Origin of the sequence: Pantoea sp. JK, assembly GCF_026130245.1 — a bacterium.
Taxonomy (GTDB): domain Bacteria; phylum Pseudomonadota; class Gammaproteobacteria; order Enterobacterales; family Enterobacteriaceae; genus Pantoea; species Pantoea trifolii.
In genome coordinates this window covers 119,110-139,895 of the sequence record NZ_JAINFN010000003.1, presented here as the reverse complement: position 1 = coordinate 139,895, position 20,786 = coordinate 119,110, and the positions used below count along the sequence as shown (strand labels likewise).

15 protein-coding genes are annotated in these 20,786 nt (G+C 52.3%); 8 read left to right on the top strand and 7 right to left on the bottom strand.

What is annotated here, in order from left to right; translation table 11 throughout:
• Positions 1–615: 615 nt before the first annotated feature.
• On the bottom strand, positions 616–1,425 hold the full coding sequence (locus PanJK_RS08140) for a 5'-nucleotidase, lipoprotein e(P4) family (RefSeq protein ID WP_256698452.1): 810 nt from the start codon (positions 1,423–1,425) through the stop codon (positions 616–618).
• A gap of 109 nt (positions 1,426–1,534) precedes the next feature.
• On the opposite strand from PanJK_RS08140, the gene PanJK_RS08135 reads away from it, so the two are divergent.
• Complete coding sequence (locus PanJK_RS08135; RefSeq protein ID WP_265298776.1) at positions 1,535–2,254, top strand: polyphenol oxidase family protein; 720 nt, start codon at positions 1,535–1,537, stop codon at positions 2,252–2,254.
• A 30-nt stretch (positions 2,255–2,284) separates the two neighbouring features.
• Here the strand turns inward: PanJK_RS08135 and PanJK_RS08130 are convergent, their stop codons facing one another.
• The 4 genes from PanJK_RS08130 to PanJK_RS08115 all read right to left on the bottom strand — a co-directional run bounded on the left by PanJK_RS08130 (position 2,285) and on the right by PanJK_RS08115 (position 6,361).
• Positions 2,285–3,604, bottom strand: coding sequence for a gluconate:H+ symporter (locus tag PanJK_RS08130; protein ID WP_008103467.1), 1,320 nt, complete (start codon positions 3,602–3,604; stop codon positions 2,285–2,287).
• Between the two features lie 79 nt (positions 3,605–3,683).
• On the bottom strand, positions 3,684–4,448 hold the full coding sequence (gene idnO / locus PanJK_RS08125) for a gluconate 5-dehydrogenase (protein ID WP_265298774.1): 765 nt from the start codon (positions 4,446–4,448) through the stop codon (positions 3,684–3,686).
• 9 nt (positions 4,449–4,457) lie between these two features.
• Positions 4,458–5,489, bottom strand: a complete 1,032-nt coding sequence (idnD, locus tag PanJK_RS08120) for an L-idonate 5-dehydrogenase (RefSeq protein WP_265298772.1) — start codon at positions 5,487–5,489, stop codon at positions 4,458–4,460.
• A gap of 170 nt (positions 5,490–5,659) precedes the next feature.
• A complete protein-coding gene (locus PanJK_RS08115; RefSeq protein ID WP_256697538.1) occupies positions 5,660–6,361 on the bottom strand; it encodes a response regulator transcription factor in 702 nt (233 codons plus the stop codon).
• A gap of 480 nt (positions 6,362–6,841) precedes the next feature.
• On the opposite strand from PanJK_RS08115, the gene PanJK_RS08110 reads away from it, so the two are divergent.
• From PanJK_RS08110 to PanJK_RS08100, 3 genes are all read left to right on the top strand, one after another.
• Positions 6,842–10,486 carry an ATP-binding protein gene (locus tag PanJK_RS08110; RefSeq protein WP_265298770.1) on the top strand — a complete coding sequence of 1,215 codons (3,645 nt, stop codon included), beginning with the start codon at positions 6,842–6,844 and terminating at the stop codon, positions 10,484–10,486.
• A gap of 98 nt (positions 10,487–10,584) precedes the next feature.
• The gene (locus tag PanJK_RS08105; RefSeq protein WP_256697541.1) at positions 10,585–11,208 is read left to right on the top strand and encodes a response regulator transcription factor; all 624 of its coding nucleotides are present in this window, start codon (positions 10,585–10,587) and stop codon (positions 11,206–11,208) included.
• Positions 11,209–11,530: 322 nt separating this feature from the next.
• Positions 11,531–13,534: an NADPH-dependent 2,4-dienoyl-CoA reductase gene (locus tag PanJK_RS08100; protein WP_265298767.1), complete on the top strand. Its 2,004-nt coding sequence runs from the start codon at positions 11,531–11,533 to the stop codon at positions 13,532–13,534.
• On the opposite strand, the gene rlmG is transcribed toward PanJK_RS08100, so the two are convergent.
• Entirely contained in the window at positions 13,535–14,653 is a 1,119-nt protein-coding gene (gene rlmG / locus PanJK_RS08095; protein ID WP_256697544.1) for a 23S rRNA (guanine(1835)-N(2))-methyltransferase RlmG, read from the bottom strand.
• Between the two features lie 81 nt (positions 14,654–14,734).
• Between rlmG and PanJK_RS08090 the strand changes: the two genes are divergently transcribed.
• On the top strand, positions 14,735–15,235 hold the full coding sequence (locus PanJK_RS08090) for a M48 family metallopeptidase (RefSeq protein ID WP_008103482.1): 501 nt from the start codon (positions 14,735–14,737) through the stop codon (positions 15,233–15,235).
• Here the strand turns inward: PanJK_RS08090 and PanJK_RS08085 are convergent.
• On the bottom strand, positions 15,232–16,920 hold the full coding sequence (locus tag PanJK_RS08085; RefSeq protein ID WP_265298763.1) for a chloride channel protein: 1,689 nt from the start codon (positions 16,918–16,920) through the stop codon (positions 15,232–15,234). The two genes, PanJK_RS08090 and PanJK_RS08085, sit on opposite strands and share 4 nt — an antisense overlap.
• 139 nt (positions 16,921–17,059) lie before the next feature.
• Between PanJK_RS08085 and PanJK_RS08080 the strand changes: the two genes are divergently transcribed.
• From PanJK_RS08080 to sstT, 3 genes are all read left to right on the top strand, one after another.
• Positions 17,060–18,046 (top strand): Gfo/Idh/MocA family protein, encoded by a 987-nt coding sequence (locus tag PanJK_RS08080; RefSeq protein ID WP_265299468.1) that lies wholly within the window; start codon positions 17,060–17,062, stop codon positions 18,044–18,046.
• Positions 18,047–18,317: 271 nt separating this feature from the next.
• Entirely contained in the window at positions 18,318–19,289 is a 972-nt protein-coding gene (locus PanJK_RS08075; RefSeq protein WP_008103489.1) for a TerC family protein, read from the top strand.
• A 232-nt stretch (positions 19,290–19,521) separates the two neighbouring features.
• Complete coding sequence (gene sstT / locus PanJK_RS08070; protein WP_256697548.1) at positions 19,522–20,769, top strand: serine/threonine transporter SstT; 1,248 nt, start codon at positions 19,522–19,524, stop codon at positions 20,767–20,769.
• Positions 20,770–20,786: the final 17 nt, after the last annotated feature.

Below are 20,786 nucleotides of genomic sequence, written 5' to 3'. Positions count from 1 at the left end.
TCGCTAATAAGGGTTTCAGGGTCGTCACAATAATCTTCTCTCAACGTTTATAAATATCGCTTTCAGCTAAATAGCGACGTCATTAAACGCGGCTATGGAGAACAATTGAGGATGAAAGCAGAACTTCCTCACAGAAATTGTTTATAGACGCTTAAGCATAGTGTTGCATCAGGAATATTTTTGACGTCGACAAAATGCGTCTTTTTGTAAACAAAACTTCAGTAAACATATTAATTTGGTAAGTTTATGCAAGTGGGCAAGCATTGAGCGAAAACGATAAAAATGATTATTAACAGTTAAATAAGGGCATCTTTAAATATAATATTCGTGATGCAATTACAAAAAAATACACGTAATAATGCTATGCCTTTCAAGTGGCGATAAGAATTAAGCCTTTTGAGCTGAGAAGATTCCTAATTGTAAAATTTATGATTAGCGTTATTCACTGCCCTTTTGCGAGCAAGACAATATAATTCACTGTTCATTCTCATCAAATAAAGTAAGAGATCAGGAAAACAGTGAGGAGAATAATAGTTACTCAGAAGTGTAAATATCACTGGACCTGAAGAGGATATGAATGCGCCTGCCAACGCAGACGCTATTTCACCTGACGAACTATTTACCGTTCCACGCTTTCATACGCGCTTCACGCACCTGCAATTGCTGTTCAGGCGTTAGTTTGTTGTAGTTTTCTGCCATGCCACTTTCCCAGTCGCCATACAGCGGGTTTGGTAACACGATGAATTGGGTGCCAAAACGCTGATGGTTGAGGCTCACGAACTGCTGACGCTGCGCATTTCCCTGATGCCAGGTTGAACCGCCAAAGTCATTCAGGTTGTCGCCCACATACAGCACCACGTTGTAACCCGCGTTTTTCACCGCATCGAAGCGCTCTTGCTTGTTGGAATTGCCGGTGCTCAGGCGCACCGTTTTCTCGCTCACGCCGCTGAAGCCCAGCTTATTCAGGTTCTCCACGGTTGCGGCATAGTCTTTTTGATCGCGGTTGGAGATATAGAACATGGTGCCGCCGTGGCTGTTGACGTAGTTAGCAAACTCCACTGCGCCCGGCACGGCGGTGGCCTGACGCGCCTGCGTCCACGCTGACCAGGTTTTACCGGAGAAGGGCTGGCCATTTTTTGCCTGCCACGCGCTATAGGCGCTGTTATCAATCATGGTTTCATCCAAATCGACGATAACCGCTTTCGGTTTACCCGCCAGCGATGGCGCCTGATCAAAAGCCATGCGCGCGCTGTTAAACGCCTGCCAGCTCAATGCCTGATATTCGCCGGATTGCTGGAACCAGTTCACTGCCAGTACCGATTGCTGACCGAGCTGCTGCTGAGCCTGCTGTTTGGCAGGTTGCGCGCAACCGGTCAACGCCAACGCGATTAAGCCGGACGCCGCCAGCAAAGTGGTTTTCTTCATCATTTCATCCTTAAGTGATTAGGGTCAGTTTTTGTAAAGCTTTAAAAATGTAGCAGTTAACGTAAGCTGTGGGCAGCAGAAAGCAGCCGTTTGGTGAGAGGAGACACTTATGGCACAGCACCCGCACAGCGGTCCACGCTCGAGACTATTGGATGCGTTTTCCTGGCTGGAATACGCGTTTCAACCGGCGGGCCAGCCCGTTCCAGTCAATGCCGCTTACGGCCAACAGCGTCACAGCGCCAATGTGCTGCTGGCTAATCAAAACATCCCGCCTAAGCGTTGCGAATCAGATGGTTTGATTGGCGAAGATCATCTGCCGGTCGCGGTATATACCGCCGATTGTCTGCCGGTGTTATTTGCCGACCCGCAACAACAGCAAGTGGCGGCGGTGCACGCCGGATTAAAAGGCACACTCGGTGGCGTGTTGAACAACGCGATTGATCGTCTGCTGGAACGCGGCGCCAGCCGTGCAACGCTGTGTGTGGCCATCGGTCCGGCGATCGGGCCGTGCTGCTATGAGTTGGGTAACGATCTGGTGACACAGATGCAGGATCGTGACGATCTTCCGCCGTTACCCTACTTCACTCAGCAGCCGCATAACGCACAAGCGATCCGTCCGCAGGCGCGGGCTCAGCAAGATGGAATCTGGTTTGATTTGCCTAATCTGGCGCGGCGCTTGTTGTTACAGCGGGGAATAGTGGCGGAACATATTGAGATGCTAAACGTTTGTACTTACTGCATGGCGGAATCGGGTTCCAGCTATCGCTACAACACCCATTTTGACAGCGGCTATCAGTCACGTTTCTCGTGGATCCGCACGCGTGTTTGAGGGCTTCACATCCTTGTGAAGCCTTGTCGATCAGTGAATTATCGCATTGAGCGCCAGTACGCCGGCTAAACCGAGAATCGAGATCAGCGTTTCCATCACCGTCCAGGTTTTCAGGGTTTCCACCACGCTCAGGTTGAAGTAGCCTTTGAACAGCCAGAAGCCGGGATCGTTAACGTGTGAAGCGATCACGCTGCCGGAACCCACCGCCAGCACCATCAAGGCCGGATCGGCGTGCGTGGCCGCGATAATCGGCGTCACAATACCGGCGGTGGTGATGGCGGCCACCGTGGCCGAACCCAGCGCCACGCGCAGCATTGCCGCCACCGTCCAGCACATCAGCAGCGGTGAAAGAGACGATCCCTTCATCATATCGGCGATATAGTTACCCACGCCGCTGTCCACCAGCACTTGTTTGAACGCACCGCCGCCTGCGATGATAAAGATGATCATGGCGATGGCGGCAATCGATTCGCCGCACATATCCATCACTTCTTCCATCTTACGGCCATTGCGCAGCCCCAACGTCAGCACGGCGATTACTACCGCGATAAACAGCGCTACCGCTGGATTGCCGATGAATTCAAAGAACTGACGCAGCGCGTTCTCTTTCGGCGTGGTCAATTCGAAGACGGCGGCAATCGCCATCAGTACCACGGGAATCACTGCGGCAAAGATACTGATACCAAAGCCCGGCATCTCCTCTTCCGTGAAGATTTTTGGGTTATACAGCCCTTCCGGCGGTGACTTCTCAAAGCTTTTGAGGAACTTCGAGAAAACCGGTCCGGCAATAATCACCGTTGGAATGGTGATGATCATACCGTAGAGCAACGTTGTACCGAGATTGGCACCAAAGATGGTGGCAATCGCCGTTGGGCCCGGATGTGGCGGCAGGAAGCAGTGCGTGACCGAGAGCGCGGCGACCATCGGCACGCCGACGTACAGCAGCGGCAGACCGGCAGCTGCCACGATAGTGAACACCAGCGGCAGCAGCAGCACGAAACCGACTTCGTAGAACATCGCCAGCCCGACAATCAATCCGGTCACCACCAGCGCCCATTGCAGCCGCTCTTTACCAAACGCGGCGATCAGCGTAGTGGCAACGCGTTGTGCGGCACCGGTATCGGAAACCAGCCGCCCCAGCATGGCACCGAAGCCGAGGATCATCGCTAATCCGCCTAACGTGGAGCCGATACCTTTCTGGATCGAGGCCATCACATTCAGCGGCGTCATGCCTTCAGCGATACCGACCACCGCCGAGACAAACACCAACGCAATGAAACCATTGACCTTAAATACAATCATCAACACCAGCAGCAGTATCACACCCAGCACAATGATGGTTATTGGCATTTTTTATTATCCTTAGGAATACAGAGGGGTGATTAAGGTTTAGGCGCGGCCCGACGATAACGCCAGCCGCGTCCAGATATCACACGGCGACGCGCATGCCACCGTCAACGAACAGCAGATGCCCGTTAACAAAGTTCGATGCACCGGAAGCGAGGAATACAGCCGCACCAATCAGCTCTTCCGGCTTGCCCCAGCGTGCGGCTGGCGTACGCTTGGTGAGCCAGCCGGTAAAGGCAGGATCGTCTGCCAGCGCCTGGGTCATCTCAGTGACGAAATAGCCCGGCGCAATGGCGTTGACCTGAATATTGTGACGCGCCAGCTCCACGCACATGCCGCGCGTCAGCATAGTCACCGCGCCTTTGGAGGCCGCGTAAGGCGTGATGGTGTCGCGCCCTAATTCGCTCTGCATCGAACCGATATTGATGATTTTGCCCTGCTGACGCTCAACCATTTTTTTCGCCACGGTTTGCGAAACCAGGAATACGGCGGTCTGGTTTACCGCAATGACGTCATTCCAGTCCTGCTCCGGGAATTCCAGGAAAGGTCGGCGGCGCTGAATGCCGGCATTATTTACCAGCACATCAATCGCGCCCCACTCCGCTTCAATCTCATCCACCGCCTGCTTAACCTGCGCCGATTGGGTGACATCAAACGCTTTGGCGTGCGCGCGTAAGCCCAACTCACGCAGATGCGCGGCGCCCTTCTCTGCCCCTTCGAGCGTGGTGGCGTTGACAATCACTTCGGCACCGGCTTCCGCTAAGCCACGCGCCAGCAAAAACCCAATACCACGCGCCGAACCGGTCAGCAGCACACGCTTGCCTTCGAGAGAAAATAACTGGCTCATCACTGCTCCTTAAAAAGTTAACTGAACTTTAGCGGCACGGGTTTTATCGCCGGCAAACTGCAGCGCGGCATCAATATCCTGCAAGGCGAACTCACCACTGAACAGCGGCAACGGATTCACCACGCCAGTAGCTAGCCATTCGACGGCGGTGTTGAATTCATGGGTAAAGCGGAAGGAACCGACCAGATTTATCTCTTTGGCAATCAGCGCCATGATTGGGAAATTGGGGATGGTGCCGCCCATACCAACCTGCACCAGCGTGCCTTTGGCGCACACCACATCAAGGCAGCGCTGCAGCGAAGAAGGATGACCAGAGGCTTCAAACGCCACATCGAAATAGCCTTTGTCGGCGAGGTATGGCGCGAAATCGCCCTCTGCGGCATGAATCACGTCGGTTGCGCCCATTTGCTGCGCCATCTCCAGTGAACGCTCGCTGATATCGCTGCACACAATGGAGGCGGCGCCACGCGCTTTTGCCGCCGCCGCAATCAGGCAGCCAATCGGACCCACGCCCGAAATGAACACGTGCTTGCCAGTGAGATCGCCCGCCTGCTGCGTGGCGTGAATGCAAACCGCCAGCGGCTCAGCAAATACCATGACCGTTTCGTCGGCATCCTGCGGGAACGGCACACATTGCGCGCTATCGACCACTTTATATTGAGTAAAACCGCCATCAACGTGCGGCACATACATGGCGCTGCCGAAGAAACGCATGGTGGTGCACTGATTTTCCTGATCGCGCTGGCAATATTTGCAGGTGCCGCAGGGCTTTGAGGGATTTACCGCGATTTTTTGCTCGGGTTTGAGATTCGGGTCATCGCTCTCAACCACGTAGCCAATCACTTCATGGCCAAGAATCATCGGCATTTTGATCTCAAAACTGCCGACCTTACCTTCCTGATAGTAATGCAGATCGGAGCCACAAATGCCGCCACGCGTGATGCGCACCAACGTACCTTTGCCGTCCCATTTCACCTGCTGCTGTGCAACGCTGACTTGTTTTTTTCCAGTGATCATGCCGGATTGCGTTTCGATATTCATAACGTCCCCATAAGTGCTGTAGCAATGGGCGCCATCAGACCGGGTTACGCAGCTTTAAACTGTGATGAAGATCACCTAAAGACATGTTACGGAAAGGTGTTACCTGGAACGTGAAGTATGCAATGCAGAGGAGGCTACTGGCGGCCGTATGTGGCCGCCTGTGAAGAAAATTAATAGCCTGACATCAGGTCGTGGCTGTATTTGAACAGCTCAGAATCGGAGCGCAAACCGAGTTTTTTCAGCGCCGATTGTTTCTGTCCGCTCACCGTTTTACGGCTGCGCTTAAACTTCACGGCAATTTGCGACACGCTTAAACCATCGAGAAAACAACGCACCACTTCCACTTCGCGCGGGCTGAGGGTTTTCACCTTCTCATACATGTTGCCTTTGCTGCTGAAATCAAGGCTTTCATCCAGTGACTCTTCACTCATGACATAGAGATTTTCCACTTCATAGGCGACTTCTTTTGACAGGAACAAACGTCCTTGTGCCACCTGACGAATAGCGTGTGTGATCTCTTGCATGTTGTGGCTCTTACCAATAAAGCCTTTTACACCCGCGCTCAGCACCATTTTGACGATGGCAGGACTCTCCATTGAAGAAGAGATCAGAATTTTTTGCTGCGGATAGTGATTACGCAGTTGCTTCACCAACGCCAAACCATCCAGTTCACGCTCGCCCAGCAGGAAATCCAGTACCAGCACATCAACCACGGTACTCCTTAGCTGATTAAATAATTCATTACTTGAAGCCCAGGTTCCCACCAAATGAATATCGGACTCATGTTTTAAACACAACTCGAAAACGGTACGGACCATTGGGTGATCATCAAGGACAGCCACACGCACTTGTTTATTATGTGCATATACCATTTATTTATTCCTTTATTACAGCATTAACTTTGTCCAATTCTGACCACCACAACTGCTTCAATAAATAAATGGTATCGATTACAGCAGTCGTGAAAGAGTAGCATTCACAACATCAGAATTTTAAATTGATAGAGTCACCCTAACAGCGGCCATTTTTATATGCCTCTTTAGGTTTATATTTTATCGTGATAAATTTTTACTTGCCTGCTCACGTAAAAGTGGGAAAAGTCTGACTTAACTCCTTAACAAGACCACATAAGAATTGTCTTGAAAGAAAATGAGCAATATAACTAACTGAATTTACTAATTAATTATAGCCATATCGTAACACCACCTTCACAGACACTCTTTCACTAAAAATCAAATATTTGAGAATGGTCGCAAAATATTCTCAGCAAAAGAATAGAGCGAGCGAAAGATAACAATATCCTTATACTCGATAGTCCTGATTGACATTAATGAATATTTTAAGAAGGCTGCGTGCTAATCAACCTTAATACCTTTCGCTTGTTAGCTGTATTTTTTTTGGCTTTATTTTCATGTTCATTAATAGCATCAGAGAAAAAACTGCAATTACTGGCGCGATATGATACTGCTCAACCTGCTTTGCAACTGGCTGAGCCTATTACTTCAGAGTTTCGTAATCACGTACTCAAAGTTGCTGTAGCTGGGAAACCACAACCGCCTTTTTTTATGGATATGGATACGCGGCGATTCGAAGGCGTAAGTGCGGATTATCTCTCTCTAATTCAAAATATGCTGGATACCACGGTAGAAATCCATTATTACGCCAGCCACAGCGCGGCCCTGGAAGCCTTAACCAGCGGAGAAATGCATCTATTAGCGATCTATGTGGATCAACCCTCACTCGCAGAGCCGCAATCATTGATCGCCAGCGAACCCTGGATGCTGGATTACGCAGCGATAGGTTTTAATCCTGAAGAGCGCAATGAACTCAATCATGATGGACCTAATCGTATGGCCTGGTCAGGTTCAGCACTGCTGCGTGCGCATTTGGAAGAGATTTATAAGAGTGATGTTTTGGTTCGCTTTCCCGGTTACTACGATGCTGTCGCGGCGACAGTTTTTGGTCAATCAGAGCGAGTTTGGGGCAGCGCCGCCACACTTATGCACCTCAATCGCTTTATGTTCGCAAATGCGCTGGAAATCACGAAAGATGATCACTCTCTCGCGATGAATGTTAGCTTTGGCATTAGTCCGCGTTATCCACAACTTGCCGATGCGATCAATCTTGCCCTAACACAAATTCCGCTCTCTATTCGAATGCAAATAGCGAAGCGCTGGCAGCTTGATACGTACCATGTGCTGCAACGTAATCCGCTAGCACTCTCGCATGAAGAGGAGAAGTGGCTACAGGAACACCCACTTATCAATACCGCACTACCGCAAACCCTCGCGCCACTCAGCAGTCGCAGCGGGGGTATGCCCTTTCGCGGCATGATCATTGACGTCTTAGATCTTATTGCCAACCTAAGTGGCATCACCTTCAATCCAGAAGTTCAGGAAGAAAGTAGCCGTAATCAAGCCGATAAGCATTCTCCACATCTGTATGCACTAGAGATGCTTACCCATGAAATTCCTCCTCAGTTGGTCACCCGATCCTGGCTAGTTTCACACTGGGTTATTATTCGCCATAAGCGCCCCCGCAATATTATGGCTCGGAATACTTTCCCGTTTGGTTCTGCTCTCATGCTCAACAATAGGCAAATGAAAGATTGGATGCTGCTGCATTATCCCCATCTGAATCTCTCCTACGTCGATGACCCTTTACAGGCCTTACGCGCTTTGCAGACGCAAGAAATTGATGCGGTAGTGCTGCCAAAAATCTTTGCGGATAACTTGCTCCACAACCATTATACAGATGACTTTATTGTCGAAACGACTTTGGGTGCCGAGCCGGCACGCTTTGTGATGCGCGTAGAGCCCGGTAATGAAATGCTGGTTAGCATCATTAATAAAGCATTAATCGCAATTCCGCCGGAAACGATGTTCAAATTACTGGCGCAGTGGCGTCAGTCAGATATGCCGTTTTTAAGTGCTTCCTGGCAGAACTACAAACAAATTATCTTGCTGATCGTATCAGTTTCAACCGGTTTGATAGCACTGATTCTGTTGTGGAACCGCCATCTGCGTAAGGTCATTCAACAGCGTATTCAGGCCGAAAACGCGCTCAAAAATCAGCTCAATTTCACCCATACGCTGTTTAATGATTCGCCCGTTGCTATGTATATTCGCGACAAACAAACCCGGCTGGTGGATTGCAACAATGCCTACCTGAATTTTATGAATTTCCGGCGCGAAGAGGTCATCGGAAAACGACTTTCGGACGTTTTGACAGGCAATAACGCCAATATTCATAGTATTGAAGATGGCTATCAGAAAACGTTACTGGATGGCGAAGCCGTCATACGCGACATCCATATGGACTTTGATCAGCTTTCATTCCAGCTTTATCACTGGACGCTGCCGTTTCGCGATCGGCACGGTGATGTCGCAGGCGTTATCGGAGGCTGGCTGGATGTCACTGAACGCAATGCGCTGTTGCAGGAGTTACAGCTCGCCAAAGATGTGGCTGATAAAGCCAACCGCTCCAAAAGTGAATTTCTTGCCAGCATGAGCCATGAGATCCGCACGCCACTACACGCTATGATTGGCTTGTTGGAATTAGAAACTCGCTTACAACCACCGGATTCGCTATCAGAGAATATCCGCGTCGCCTATAACTCAGCACGCGCACTGCTGTCATTGATTGGCGATATTCTCGATCTGTCGAAAATCGAATCCGGCCTTTATCAGCCAACATTAGAAACAATCTATCTTCCTGATGTACTTGATCAAGCAGTCACGCTTTTTCGTAATAAAGCAGAGATTAAGGGCCTTGAATTGCGGATAGAAATGGATATTGCCGCTTACTGGGTGAAAACGGACCCATTAATGCTTAATCAAATCCTTTCTAATCTAATAAGCAACGCCATTAAGTTTTCCGACAACGGCACTGTTACGGTTGTCCTCATGCAGGGCATCGCGCAAGAGGAGGAGGGTTGCGAATTCGTGATTGAAGTTAGCGATCAAGGCTGTGGCATGACGGAAGATCAACAGCACGCCATTTTCGAACCTTTTGTACAGGTCGGCGATCGCCAGCAGCAGCAGATTGGCACCGGATTAGGACTAAGCATCTGTCGTAATCTGGCACATTTACTGGATGGTGAGTTAATTGTAGAAAGTTCGCCGGGTGAGGGCGCGGTATTCTCTTTTTACTTCCGTGCCTTGCCGGGTGAACCTCAGGATCAAACACAACCTCATTTGTCGCAGCCGCTGATGTCAGACAAGCTCTCGGTGATGATCATTGACGATCACGCCCCCAATCGATTGCTGCTCGGCAAACAGCTGGAACTGGCCGGACATCAAGTCATGGTGAGTGAAAGTGCAGCTGAAGCACTGACATTATGGCAACAGGATCCGTTACGCTTCGATCTTATCATTACTGACTGCAATATGCCCGGTATGAACGGTTTTCAGTTCACTGAGGCGCTACGGCAATACGAGCAGGATCATCAATTAACACCGATTATGTTATTCGGCCTGACTGCATCGGCTGAGCAGCATATCATGCAACGCTGCTTACAGGCGGGAATGAACGATTGTCTTTTCAAGCCGCTAAATTTAGAGAGCTTACTGACGCAGGTTGCACGCTGTACCCGTCGCAGTGCCCTACAACCAGAAATGCTAGTGACGTCAATAACTCCATCAGAACCGAGTATTGCCTCTTACCCGCAGCTTTTCACACAATTGGCCGAACAAGACAGAGAAGGTTGCCTGGCATTACTCACCAGCATACGAAGCAGTCACGATGAATTAGTGGCATCACTTCAGCAGACGGATGATGCCAATACATTGTCGCAGCTTGGACATAAACTTAAAGGAGGAGCAGCAATACTTAATGCTACCGTTCTGGTTGAATTGGGCCGCAAGCTGGAAAAGCACCTTGAGGAAGGGCACAATTCACAATCGTTAATTCAGCAAATTATCCAAGAGATGAACCGTGTCGACGAGTCATTGGATGAATTTGAGAAACATCGCTTGAAAAATCAGCAAGATTCCTAGAATCATAATCTTATCGAGACATTTCTCGGTTCGCCCTATTATTCTGCCGGACATAATGGCCGTCAGCGTCATCATTACGGTGCCGTTAAGGGAGATATATGTTTAATGCAAAAATCCTCATCGTTGATGAGCATCGTTTGGTTGCCGCCGGCGTGCAGGCTTTATTATTAATGAACGGTTTTAATTGTGTCACTACTGCGCACACAATTAACGAAGGCATAGATGATATTATTCATCATCACATCGACATACTCATATTGGCCCCGGACTTCAAAGAGAAAAACGGTATTGCTTTTTTGCGTGATATCGTTAAATCCAAGACCTGGATGAAAGTTATCCTAATTGGCCACAGTGGGAACAACCCTGTTTCATTACAGTCACTTAGCCAGGGAGTAAACGGATTCGTATCTACATATGATCCGATTCAAACGCTAATCGCTGCTATTGGCTGTGTATCTAACAATGTAAATTATCTTCCTGGTGACATTCTGGATAAACGTCAGCGTTACGTGAACGAACAAGATATGCTTTCGCGTTTAACAGATCGTGAAAACTTGATTTTACGGCAACTTGCACAGGGAAAGTCGAATAAAACCATAGCTTGTGAATTAGGATTGAATAACAAAACCATCAGCACCTATAAAACAAAAATATTCCAAAAACTTGAGTCAAAAAACCTGGTCGATATCATCGAACTCGCACGTCGTAATGGTGCGTGCTAAAAGAAAAATCAAGACTAGTCTTGCGGATAAACAGTGTAGTGACATGGCATGATGTGCCTTGTCCTTACCCTGGACAGTTTTTAAAAAGATTGAGTTATAAAGGAATTAACAACCACAGAGCTAATTTATTAGCCCCTTCTTCATGCTATTACAGGGCGAGTAGGTTTCTTCCCGTGCCTGGCGAAAGAAGTCCGATACTTTCGTCTGCGACTTACCGCCCTGCTTTTTTTTGATGCTTCTCACAGGCTGAACGCCACACACTTCCTTCCCTGCAAATTCCCGCTAGAGTTCACTCATCCGACCACTTTCTGAGTATGTGATCATGTCTGAACATTATGCCCATCTGTTCGCCCCGCTAGATTTGGGTTTCACCCACCTTAAAAACCGTTTCCTGATGGGGTCGATGCATACCGGATTGGAAGAACATGCTGAAGGTGCCGAACGTCTGGCTGCCTTCTACGCTGAGCGCGCACGCGAAGGTGTGGCGCTGATTGTCACCGGCGGTATTGCGCCCAATCCGCAAGGCGTGGTGGCACATGGCGGAGCGATCCTAAACCAGGATAGTCAGTGCAACTGGCACCGTATCATCACCGATGCGGTGCATGCAGAAGGCGGGAAAATTGCGCTGCAGATTCTGCATGCTGGCCGCTACAGCTATCAACGCGACCTGGTTGCCCCTTCGGCGTTGCAGGCGCCGATAAATCCTTTTACACCGCAGGCGCTCAGCGATGCGGATATTCATCAAACCATTCAGGACTTCGCACACTGCGCCAAACTGGCGCAGCGGGCCGGCTATGACGGCGTGGAGATTATGGGTTCGGAAGGTTATCTGATTAACCAGTTTTTGGTGGCACATACCAATCAGCGTGAGGATGACTGGGGCGGCGATGTGGCGCGACGTCAGCGCTTTGCGTTAGCTGTGACGCAAGCGGTGCGCGATGCTGTCGGCAGCGACTTCATCATCATCTTCCGCCTGTCGATGCTTGATTTGGTCAATAACGGCAGTTCGCTCGAGGAAACGCTGTCGCTGGCGCAAGCGCTAGAGCAGAACGGCGTTACGCTATTTAATAGCGGTATTGGCTGGCATGAAGCGCGTATTCCTACCATCGCCACTTGCGTGCCGCGCGCCGGTTTTGCCTGGGTCACCCAGCATCTGCGCGAGCGCGTGTCAGTGCCGGTCATCGCCACTAACCGCATCAACCATCCCGATGTGGCTGAACAACTTCTGCGTGAAGGCATCGCCGATATGGTTTCGATGGCTCGCCCTTTCCTCGCCGATGCGGCTTTCGTTCGTAAAGCAGAAACCGGCCAGCCTGATGCCATCAATACCTGCATTGCCTGTAATCAGGCCTGCCTCGATCAAATCTTTGTCGGCAAAGTCACCTCTTGCCTGGTGAATCCACGCGCCTGCCATGAAACGCTGATGCCGGTGATCGCCACCGAACAGCCAAAGCAGTTAGCGGTGGTGGGCGCGGGACCTGCCGGCATGGCATTCGCGCTGCAGGCGGCCGAGCGCGGCCATCAGGTCACGCTGTACGAAGCCGACACACAAATTGGCGGGCAGTTTAATATCGCCCGACAGATTCCCGGCAAGGCCGAATTCAGCGAAACGCTGCGCTATTTCCGTCATCAGCTTGCTGCTGCGGGCGTGACGATTAAAACAGAACATCGCGTCACCACAGACGAACTGGAAACCGCTGACGAAGTGGTTATCGCCACCGGTATCTTGCCGCGCCAGCTGACGATTCCTGGCATCGATCATCCCAGCGTGCTGAGCTACCTCGATGTGATACGCGATAAAAAACCGGTGGGAAAACGCGTGGCGATTATCGGCGCAGGCGGTATTGGTTTTGATACCGCCGAGTTTCTGCTGCATCAAGCCAGCCATGACGATTTCTACCAAAGCTGGGGCATCGATCGCAGCCTGCAGGCGCGCGGCGGTTTGATTGCCCCACAGCCACAGCCCGCCGATCGGCAAATCTGGCTGCTGCAACGCAAATCCGGCAAGCCGGGCGCAGGCTTAGCGAAAACCACTGGCTGGATCCACCGTGCCAGCTTGCAGGCGCACGGCGTGCAGATGTGGGGCGACGTCGAGTATTTGCGAATTGATGATGCCGGATTACATCTGCGTCATCAGGGCGAAGCGATAACGCTGGCGGTGGATAACGTGGTGATTTGTGCCGGACAGGAACCGCTGCGCCTGCTGGCGGACCAGCTCAGCGCGCGAGGTAAATCCGTTCGGGTAATTGGCGGTGCAGATGTGGCGCAGGAGCTGGATGCTCGCCGCGCCATTGCTCAGGCGACTGAACTAGCGCTAAGTATCTAATTAACGCAGTTTGACCGAACGCAGCACCACGAACTTGGCGTTGGACGCCACCAGTTCGCAGTTGCCAAACAGCTTTTTCATTTTGACGTGATAGCCGAGATGGCGGTTGCCGACGATGCGCAACTCGCCGCCATACTGCAGGCAGCGTTTGGCATCACGCAGCATTTGCCACGCCAGATGATCGGTCACCGCGTGCTGCTGATGGAACGGTGGATTGCACAGCACCGCGTGCAGGCGATCGGACGGGAAGCCACTCAGCACGTTGTTAACGCGGAACTGACAGCGCTCCATATCCTGGGGACGGTTCACTTCCACGTTCAGTTTGCTTGATGCCACCGCCATGTAGGATTCGTCATAAAACAGCACGTCCGCGTTCGGGTTCTGCTCCAGCGCCAGCAAACCAATCACGCCATTACCGCAACCCAGATCGAGAATCTCACCTTCAATGTCAAAAGGCAGATGCTGCATAAAGAAGCGTGCGCCCACATCCAGCGACGCGCGGGAGAACACGTTGGCATGGTTGTGGATTTGGTATTCAGAATCATCCAGCGGCCAAACGGTGGTTGCTGGCTGATCCGCTAATTGAGGCGCGGTATAGCGGCTATAAATCAGACGCGCTTTTTTCCACGCCAGCGAGGTTTTGCTCTCGCCCAAAATGCGCTCGAACAGCTGCAACGTAGAGTTGTGAATATCTTTGGCTTTCGCCGCCGCCAGAATCAGCGTGTCTGGCGTGATCACTTCGCGCAATGCACGCAGTTGATGCTCCAGCAGCGCCAGCGCTTTGGGAATTTTGATCATCACCACCGCCGGCGCGGCGGGCAGTGGCGCCAGGCTATCGATAAAGTGCACCTGATCTTCATCCATCTCATTGAGACGCAGGTTCTGTTTTGCCGCCTGTTCGCTCAGCAGCGAATCGCTGACGTGCCACACAGGACGTGCGCCCAGCCCGCAGGTCAGCGCACCAAAACTGTCGTTGAACACCAATACCGGTCCCTCAGGCAGCGCTTGCTGCAGCAGGTATTCATCGGCGGAATCCCACGCCTGTAGCGGGCTTTCCTCACGCATTGGCGGGAAGCGGTGCAGCGTCAGCGTGCGATTGGTCAGTTCAAGTTGGCTCATGGAATCTCCGGCGTGGTACACTTTGCGCGATTTTCGCCCTAAAAAGGGGGCGCAGTATACTGTCTTTCGCCGGGAATCCCAATGTCATTAATCTATCTGCAGGGTTACCCTGAAAACATCCTCGAGCAGGTTCAGACGCTGATCGAACATGAGCGTTTAGGTTCATTTCTCCAGCAACGCTATCCCGATACGCACAATATCGTCAGCGACCGCGCGCTCTATGATTACACCCAGGCGCTGAAAAACCGCTACATGCGCAGCGCGCCGCCGGTGAGCAAAGTGATTTGGGACAATAAGATCAAAGTGATGAAGCACGCGTTGGGGTTGCACACGGCGATTTCGCGCGTGCAAGGCGGCAATCTCAAAGCCAAAGCGGAGATTCGCATCTCCACTTTCTTCCGTCTCGCACCGGAAGCGTTTTTGCGCATGATCGTGGTGCACGAACTGGCGCACCTTAAAGAGAAAGAGCACGACAAAGCGTTTTACCAACTCTGCTGCCACATGGAACCGGATTATCATCAGCTCGAGTTTGACGCCCGCTTGTGGATGACCGACCAGGCGATGCGCGGCAATGCGGCTTAAAGAAACTCCTGCGCCTTTTGAATTAAACTGGTTTTGGTCAGTGCGCCCATAAAACGGCGCTCCTGCGGGTTATTCAGCACCGGCAGGCGCTCAAGCGTGACGCGGGCAAAGGCTTCCCAGCCTTCGCGCATGCTTTGATTCTGATAAATGCAGGGAAAGTTATTGTCCATCACGCTACTAACGGGCGAATGCAGCGTGATCTCCTGCGACAATACCTTGCGTGAGATATCGTGAATCGACACCACGCCGAGAAATTTCCCTTCGCTATTAATCACATACACATAACGTTCACGCTTGAGTGAGCTCACCGCCAGCGCCTGCCCTACCGACTCTTCCGGCTGCAGCGCTGCGCCGGGAATGATCAGCTGGTCGACGCGCATGTTATCGAAATCATACTTGGCTTCGGAACGACTGAAATGGCTGCTCACCACCGGATAAGTACTGGACGATTGCAGGCGATAGACCACCATCGATGCCAGCACCGACGCGATCATGATCGGGAACAGCAGGCTGCTATTCAGCGTCATCTCTAACACCATCAGCATCGCCATTAACGGCGCCTGACTGACCGCCGCCAGCACCGCCGCCATGCCGATCGCCGCATACAGCAAGGTATTGCCAACCGGTAAATGCAGCATCACGCCCAACTGCGCCAGCGCCACGCCAAGCAGTGCGCCGATCAATAATGAAGGGGTAAACAGCCCACCCACCGCGTTGGAGCCCACCGACAGCGTGGTCGCCAGCGTTTTTAACACCAGCAATCCCAGCAAACCCATCAGCAGATACTGGCCATCAATGATTTTGACGATCACTTCATAACCGTTACCGAGAATATCGGTGGAGATCAGCGCCAGAAAGCCCACTGCTAATCCACCCACACCCAGCCGTAGCGGCAGCGAACGCACCCGGCCAAACAGCGCCTTGCTGCGCGCAATCAGTTTGATCAGCAGCCAACCGGCGATACCGGCGACAAAACCAATCAGCAACGTCATCAGCAAGCTGCTGATATCCATCTGGAACAGCGCTTCGGATAACGGATAAAGCGCGCTGCGAAAACCCAGCGACCACATGGTCATCACCGCCACCGCCGACGAAACAATCAGCGGAATCAAGCGTTGCAGCGCCGAGATGCCAAATGCGATTTCCGCCACAAATATCGCTGACGCCAGCGGAGCGTGATACACCGACGACAGCCCGGCGGCAGCGGCCATCGCCACGATATCGCTGTTGCGCAGATTGAGCGATTTGGGCAGCCAGCGCCCGATTAAACTGCCGCTCAGCGCCGATAGCTGCACCATCGGCCCCTCTTTACCAATCGACGCGCCGCTGCCGATACTGGCAATCGATGACAGCGCACGGAACAGCGAGGTTTTGGTCGGCACCGCATCAAGGCGCGCGTTGATAACTTCCAGATAATCGGTCTGCACCGTTTCCTGTTTCTCAATCGCCACCGCATAGCGCAGGAAAAAACCGGCGATAACGCCACCCGCGCCCACCAGCAGCGGCCAGAAGATCCACGGCCAGACATGCATCGCCACGGTGATTTCGTTATCGCTGTTGAACAGCAGGCGGTTAATGACATCGATCACGCCGCGAAAAGCCAGCGTCACCAGCGAGGCCACGCATCCAACGGGGATGGCGATCAGTAATGTGGTCCAGTTCAGAGCATGTTTACTTCCACTCACCCGCGCGTCCCCGCTAAGTCGGTTAAAAAGTTGTGCGGCATCATCATATTGGAATGCGGATCTCAGGATCAAATTTCGCCTGCCTGGCGCTCAGATGAACATGTTACTCTGCCGTTTTACTTTAGCAGGAGAGCAGCACGTGATTCGTTTCGCCATCGTGGGAACCAACTGGATTACCCGCCAGTTTATCGACGCCGCGCATGAAACCGGCAAGATGAAGCTGAGCGGCGTCTATTCGCGTAATCAGCAGCAGGCCGACGCTTTTGTGGTGGATTATCCCTGCAAGCTGACCTTCACCTCACTGGATGAACTTGCCGCCAGCAGTGAGATCGATGCGGTATATATCGCCAGTCCGAATGCGCTGCACAGTGAGCAGGCGATACTGTTTATGTCGCACGGCAAGCATGTGATTTGCGAAAAGCCGATGGCGTCTAACCTGCGTGAAGCCGAGGCGATGATTGCCTGCGCGCGCCAGCATCAGGTGGTGCTGTTCGAAGCCTTTAAAACCGCCAGCCTGCCGACGTTCCTGCAGCTGCAAAAAACGCTGCCGCAATTGGGCAAACTACGTAAAGCCCTGATCAACTATTGCCAGTACTCCTCGCGTTATCAGCGCTATCTGGATGGCGAGAATCCAAATACCTTTAATCCTCGCTGGTCGAACGGCTCCATCATGGATATCGGCTTTTACTGCCTCGCCGCCGCTGTCAACTTGTGGGGCGCGCCGCAGCAGGTCAAAGCGCAAGCTTCGCTACTGGAAAGTGGCGTTGATGCGCATGGCGTGGTGGTGCTGGGCTACGGCGATTTTGATGTCACGCTGTTGCACTCAAAAGTCAGCGATTCACTGATACCGAGTGAGATTCAGGGCGAAGCGGGATCGCTGATAATTGAAAAGATCTCCGAATGCCAGCAACTGCGCTTTATCCCGCGCGGCGGCGAGAGCCAAAACCTGACGCAGCCGCAGCACATCAACACCATGCTGTATGAAGCCGAAACCTTCGCCAAATTGGTGGAAGCCGGTGAAGTTGATCATGCGGGCTTAGAAACCTCGCGCATTACGGCGCAACTGCTCACGGAAATTCGCCGCCAGACCGGCGTGGTATTCCCGGCAGATCAGGCTGAAGTGTAAATATTGCAAAACATTTCTGGCGCCCTCTTGAAAGCGATTATCGAACTCCGTATGTTTAGCGCTGCAAAGGGGAGTAACTTGTAAGCTGATTGATCGTCATTACGATGCGCAACGCAATATGCGAAACGCATCCGGTCGTCAGGCAACCCGGAACCTATTCTGAGTTGTAAGTGAGACCTTGCCGGAAGGCGAGGTTTGCTTGCAGCACGATCAAAGCGGCTGACGTCTTCTGACTTCAGCCGCTTTTTTATTTCTGGAAAAGGATACGACTATGCACTCAGTTGGCACACCGTTACTTTGGGGCAGCTTCGCTGTCGTGGTGCTCATCATGCTGGCGATCGACCTGCTATTACAGGGTCGACGCGGCGCACAAACCATGTCATTCAAACAAGCAGCGGTCTGGTCGCTGATTTGGGTCTCCGTTTCATTGCTGTTTAGCGCTGCCTTCTGGTGGTATCTCGACGGCACCGCCGGGCGCGAAGTCGCTACCGCGCAAACTCTCGCTTTCCTCACCGGCTATGTTTTAGAAAAAGCGCTGGCGGTGGATAACGTTTTTGTCTGGCTGATGCTGTTTAGCTACTTCGCCGTCCCAGCCAACCTGCAGCGCCGCGTGCTGATTTATGGCGTATTGGGCGCGATTGTGCTGCGTACCATCATGATCTTCGCTGGCAGCTATTTGGTCACCCAGTTCAGCTGGATTCTTTACGTCTTCGGCGCCTTCCTGCTGTTTACCGGCCTGAAAATGGCGCTGGCGAAAGAGGAAGATGACAGCACGGTTGGCGACAAGCCGGTGGTGCGCTGGCTGCGCAAGCATCTGCGGATGACCGATAGCCTGGACGGCGAGAAGTTCTTCACCCGTAAAAACGGCGTGCTGTTTGCTACGCCGCTGCTGCTGGTGCTGATCATGGTTGAACTGAGCGATGTGATTTTCGCCGTGGACAGCATCCCCGCCATCTTCGCGGTAACCACCGATCCGTTCATTGTGCTGACTTCAAACCTGTTCGCGATTCTCGGCCTGCGCGCCATGTACTTCCTGCTGGCTAACGTGGCGGAGCGCTTCTCGATGCTGAAATATGGCCTGGCGATTGTGCTGGTGTTTATCGGTATCAAGATGCTGATCGTCGAGTTCTATCACATTCCCGTCGGCATCTCGCTGACGGTGGTGGGCGTGATTCTCGGCGGTACGCTGCTGATTAACGCCTGGGTAAACCATAGAAACGACCAGAAGAAGATCTCACCATAATCTTCTGCAGGGGCGCTAATCGCCCCTGCTTTGTTTCGCCAGTGGCAACCTTAACCTTTTATATATCTGTCACACTTCCCATCATCAGCAGATCAAAAAACCGATCTGCCGCGCATGCACAGAATTTTCTCTTTCCTCATAAGCTCTTTTCCTTATACTCCGCCGGGCAAACCGTTGTGGGTGGTTGAACCGCGCACAATACTCATGACCGCAAATATAAAAAGACTGTGATATGCAAAACAACTTTATTGGACGTCTGGGCGCGCTGTTCGCAGGAAGCCTGGTAAAACAAATCATGATCGGCCTGGTGGCGGGCGTGGCGCTGGCGTGGTTCTCACGCGATGCCGCACTGGCCGTTGGCTTGCTGGGCGAGCTGTTCGTGCGTGCGCTGAAAGCCGTCGCGCCGCTGCTGGTTTTGGTGCTGGTGATTTCTTCGATCGCTAACCATCAGCAGGGACAGAAAACCAATATCCGCCCGATTATCATGCTGTATCTGCTCAGCACGTTCTTTGCTGCGGTTGTGGCAGTGATCTTCAGCCATCTGTTCCCTCAGACGCTGTCGATGAACGTCGGTGCCACGCAAATTACGCCGCCGTCGGGCATTGCCGAAGTGCTGCACGGTTTGCTGATGAGCATGGTGTCGAATCCGATTGAAGCGCTGATGAACGCCAACTACATCGGCATTCTGGTATGGGCGCTGGGATTGGGCCTGGCGTTTCGTCATGCCAGCCCAAGCAGCAAAGCGTTTCTTAATGACGCGTCAAATGCCGCGACCTGGGTGGTGCGCTGCGTGATCCGCTGTGCGCCGCTGGGGATTTTTGGCCTTGTCGCTTCCATTCTTGCCTCAACCGGTTTTGATGCGCTGTGGGAATACGCCAATCTGCTGGCGCTGCTGCTCGGCTGCATGCTGATTATGGCGCTGGTGATCAACCCAATGCTGGTGTTCCAGAAAATTCGCCGCAACCCTTATCCGCTGGTGTTTACCTGCATGCGTGAGAGTGGCGTTACCGCATTCTTCACCCGCAGTTCCGCAGCCAATATCCCGGTGAATATGGCGCTGGCGAAGCGTCTCAATCTGGATGAAGACACTTACTCCGTATCGATCCCGCTGGGCGCCACCATCAGCATGGCCGGTGCTTCGATCACCATCACTGTGTTGACGTTGGCTGCAGTGCATACGCTGGGTATTTCGGTGGATGTGCCAACCGCGATTCTGTTGAGTCTGGTGGCGTCGCTGTGTGCCTGTGGCGCATCCGGCGTGGCGGGCGGTTCGCTGCTGCTGATCCCGGTAGCCTGCAATATGTTTGGTATTCCGAATGATTTGGCGATGCAGGTCGTGGCGGTGGGCTTCATTATTGGCGTGCTGCAGGATTCCGCCGAGACCGCGTTGAACTCCTCGACGGATATTCTGTTTACCGCCGCCGTATGCCAGGCTGAAGCCGAGCGCGAGCCGCGTCGTACAGTTTCAGAATCTGAGTAATTGCTCCAGGTCGCCAT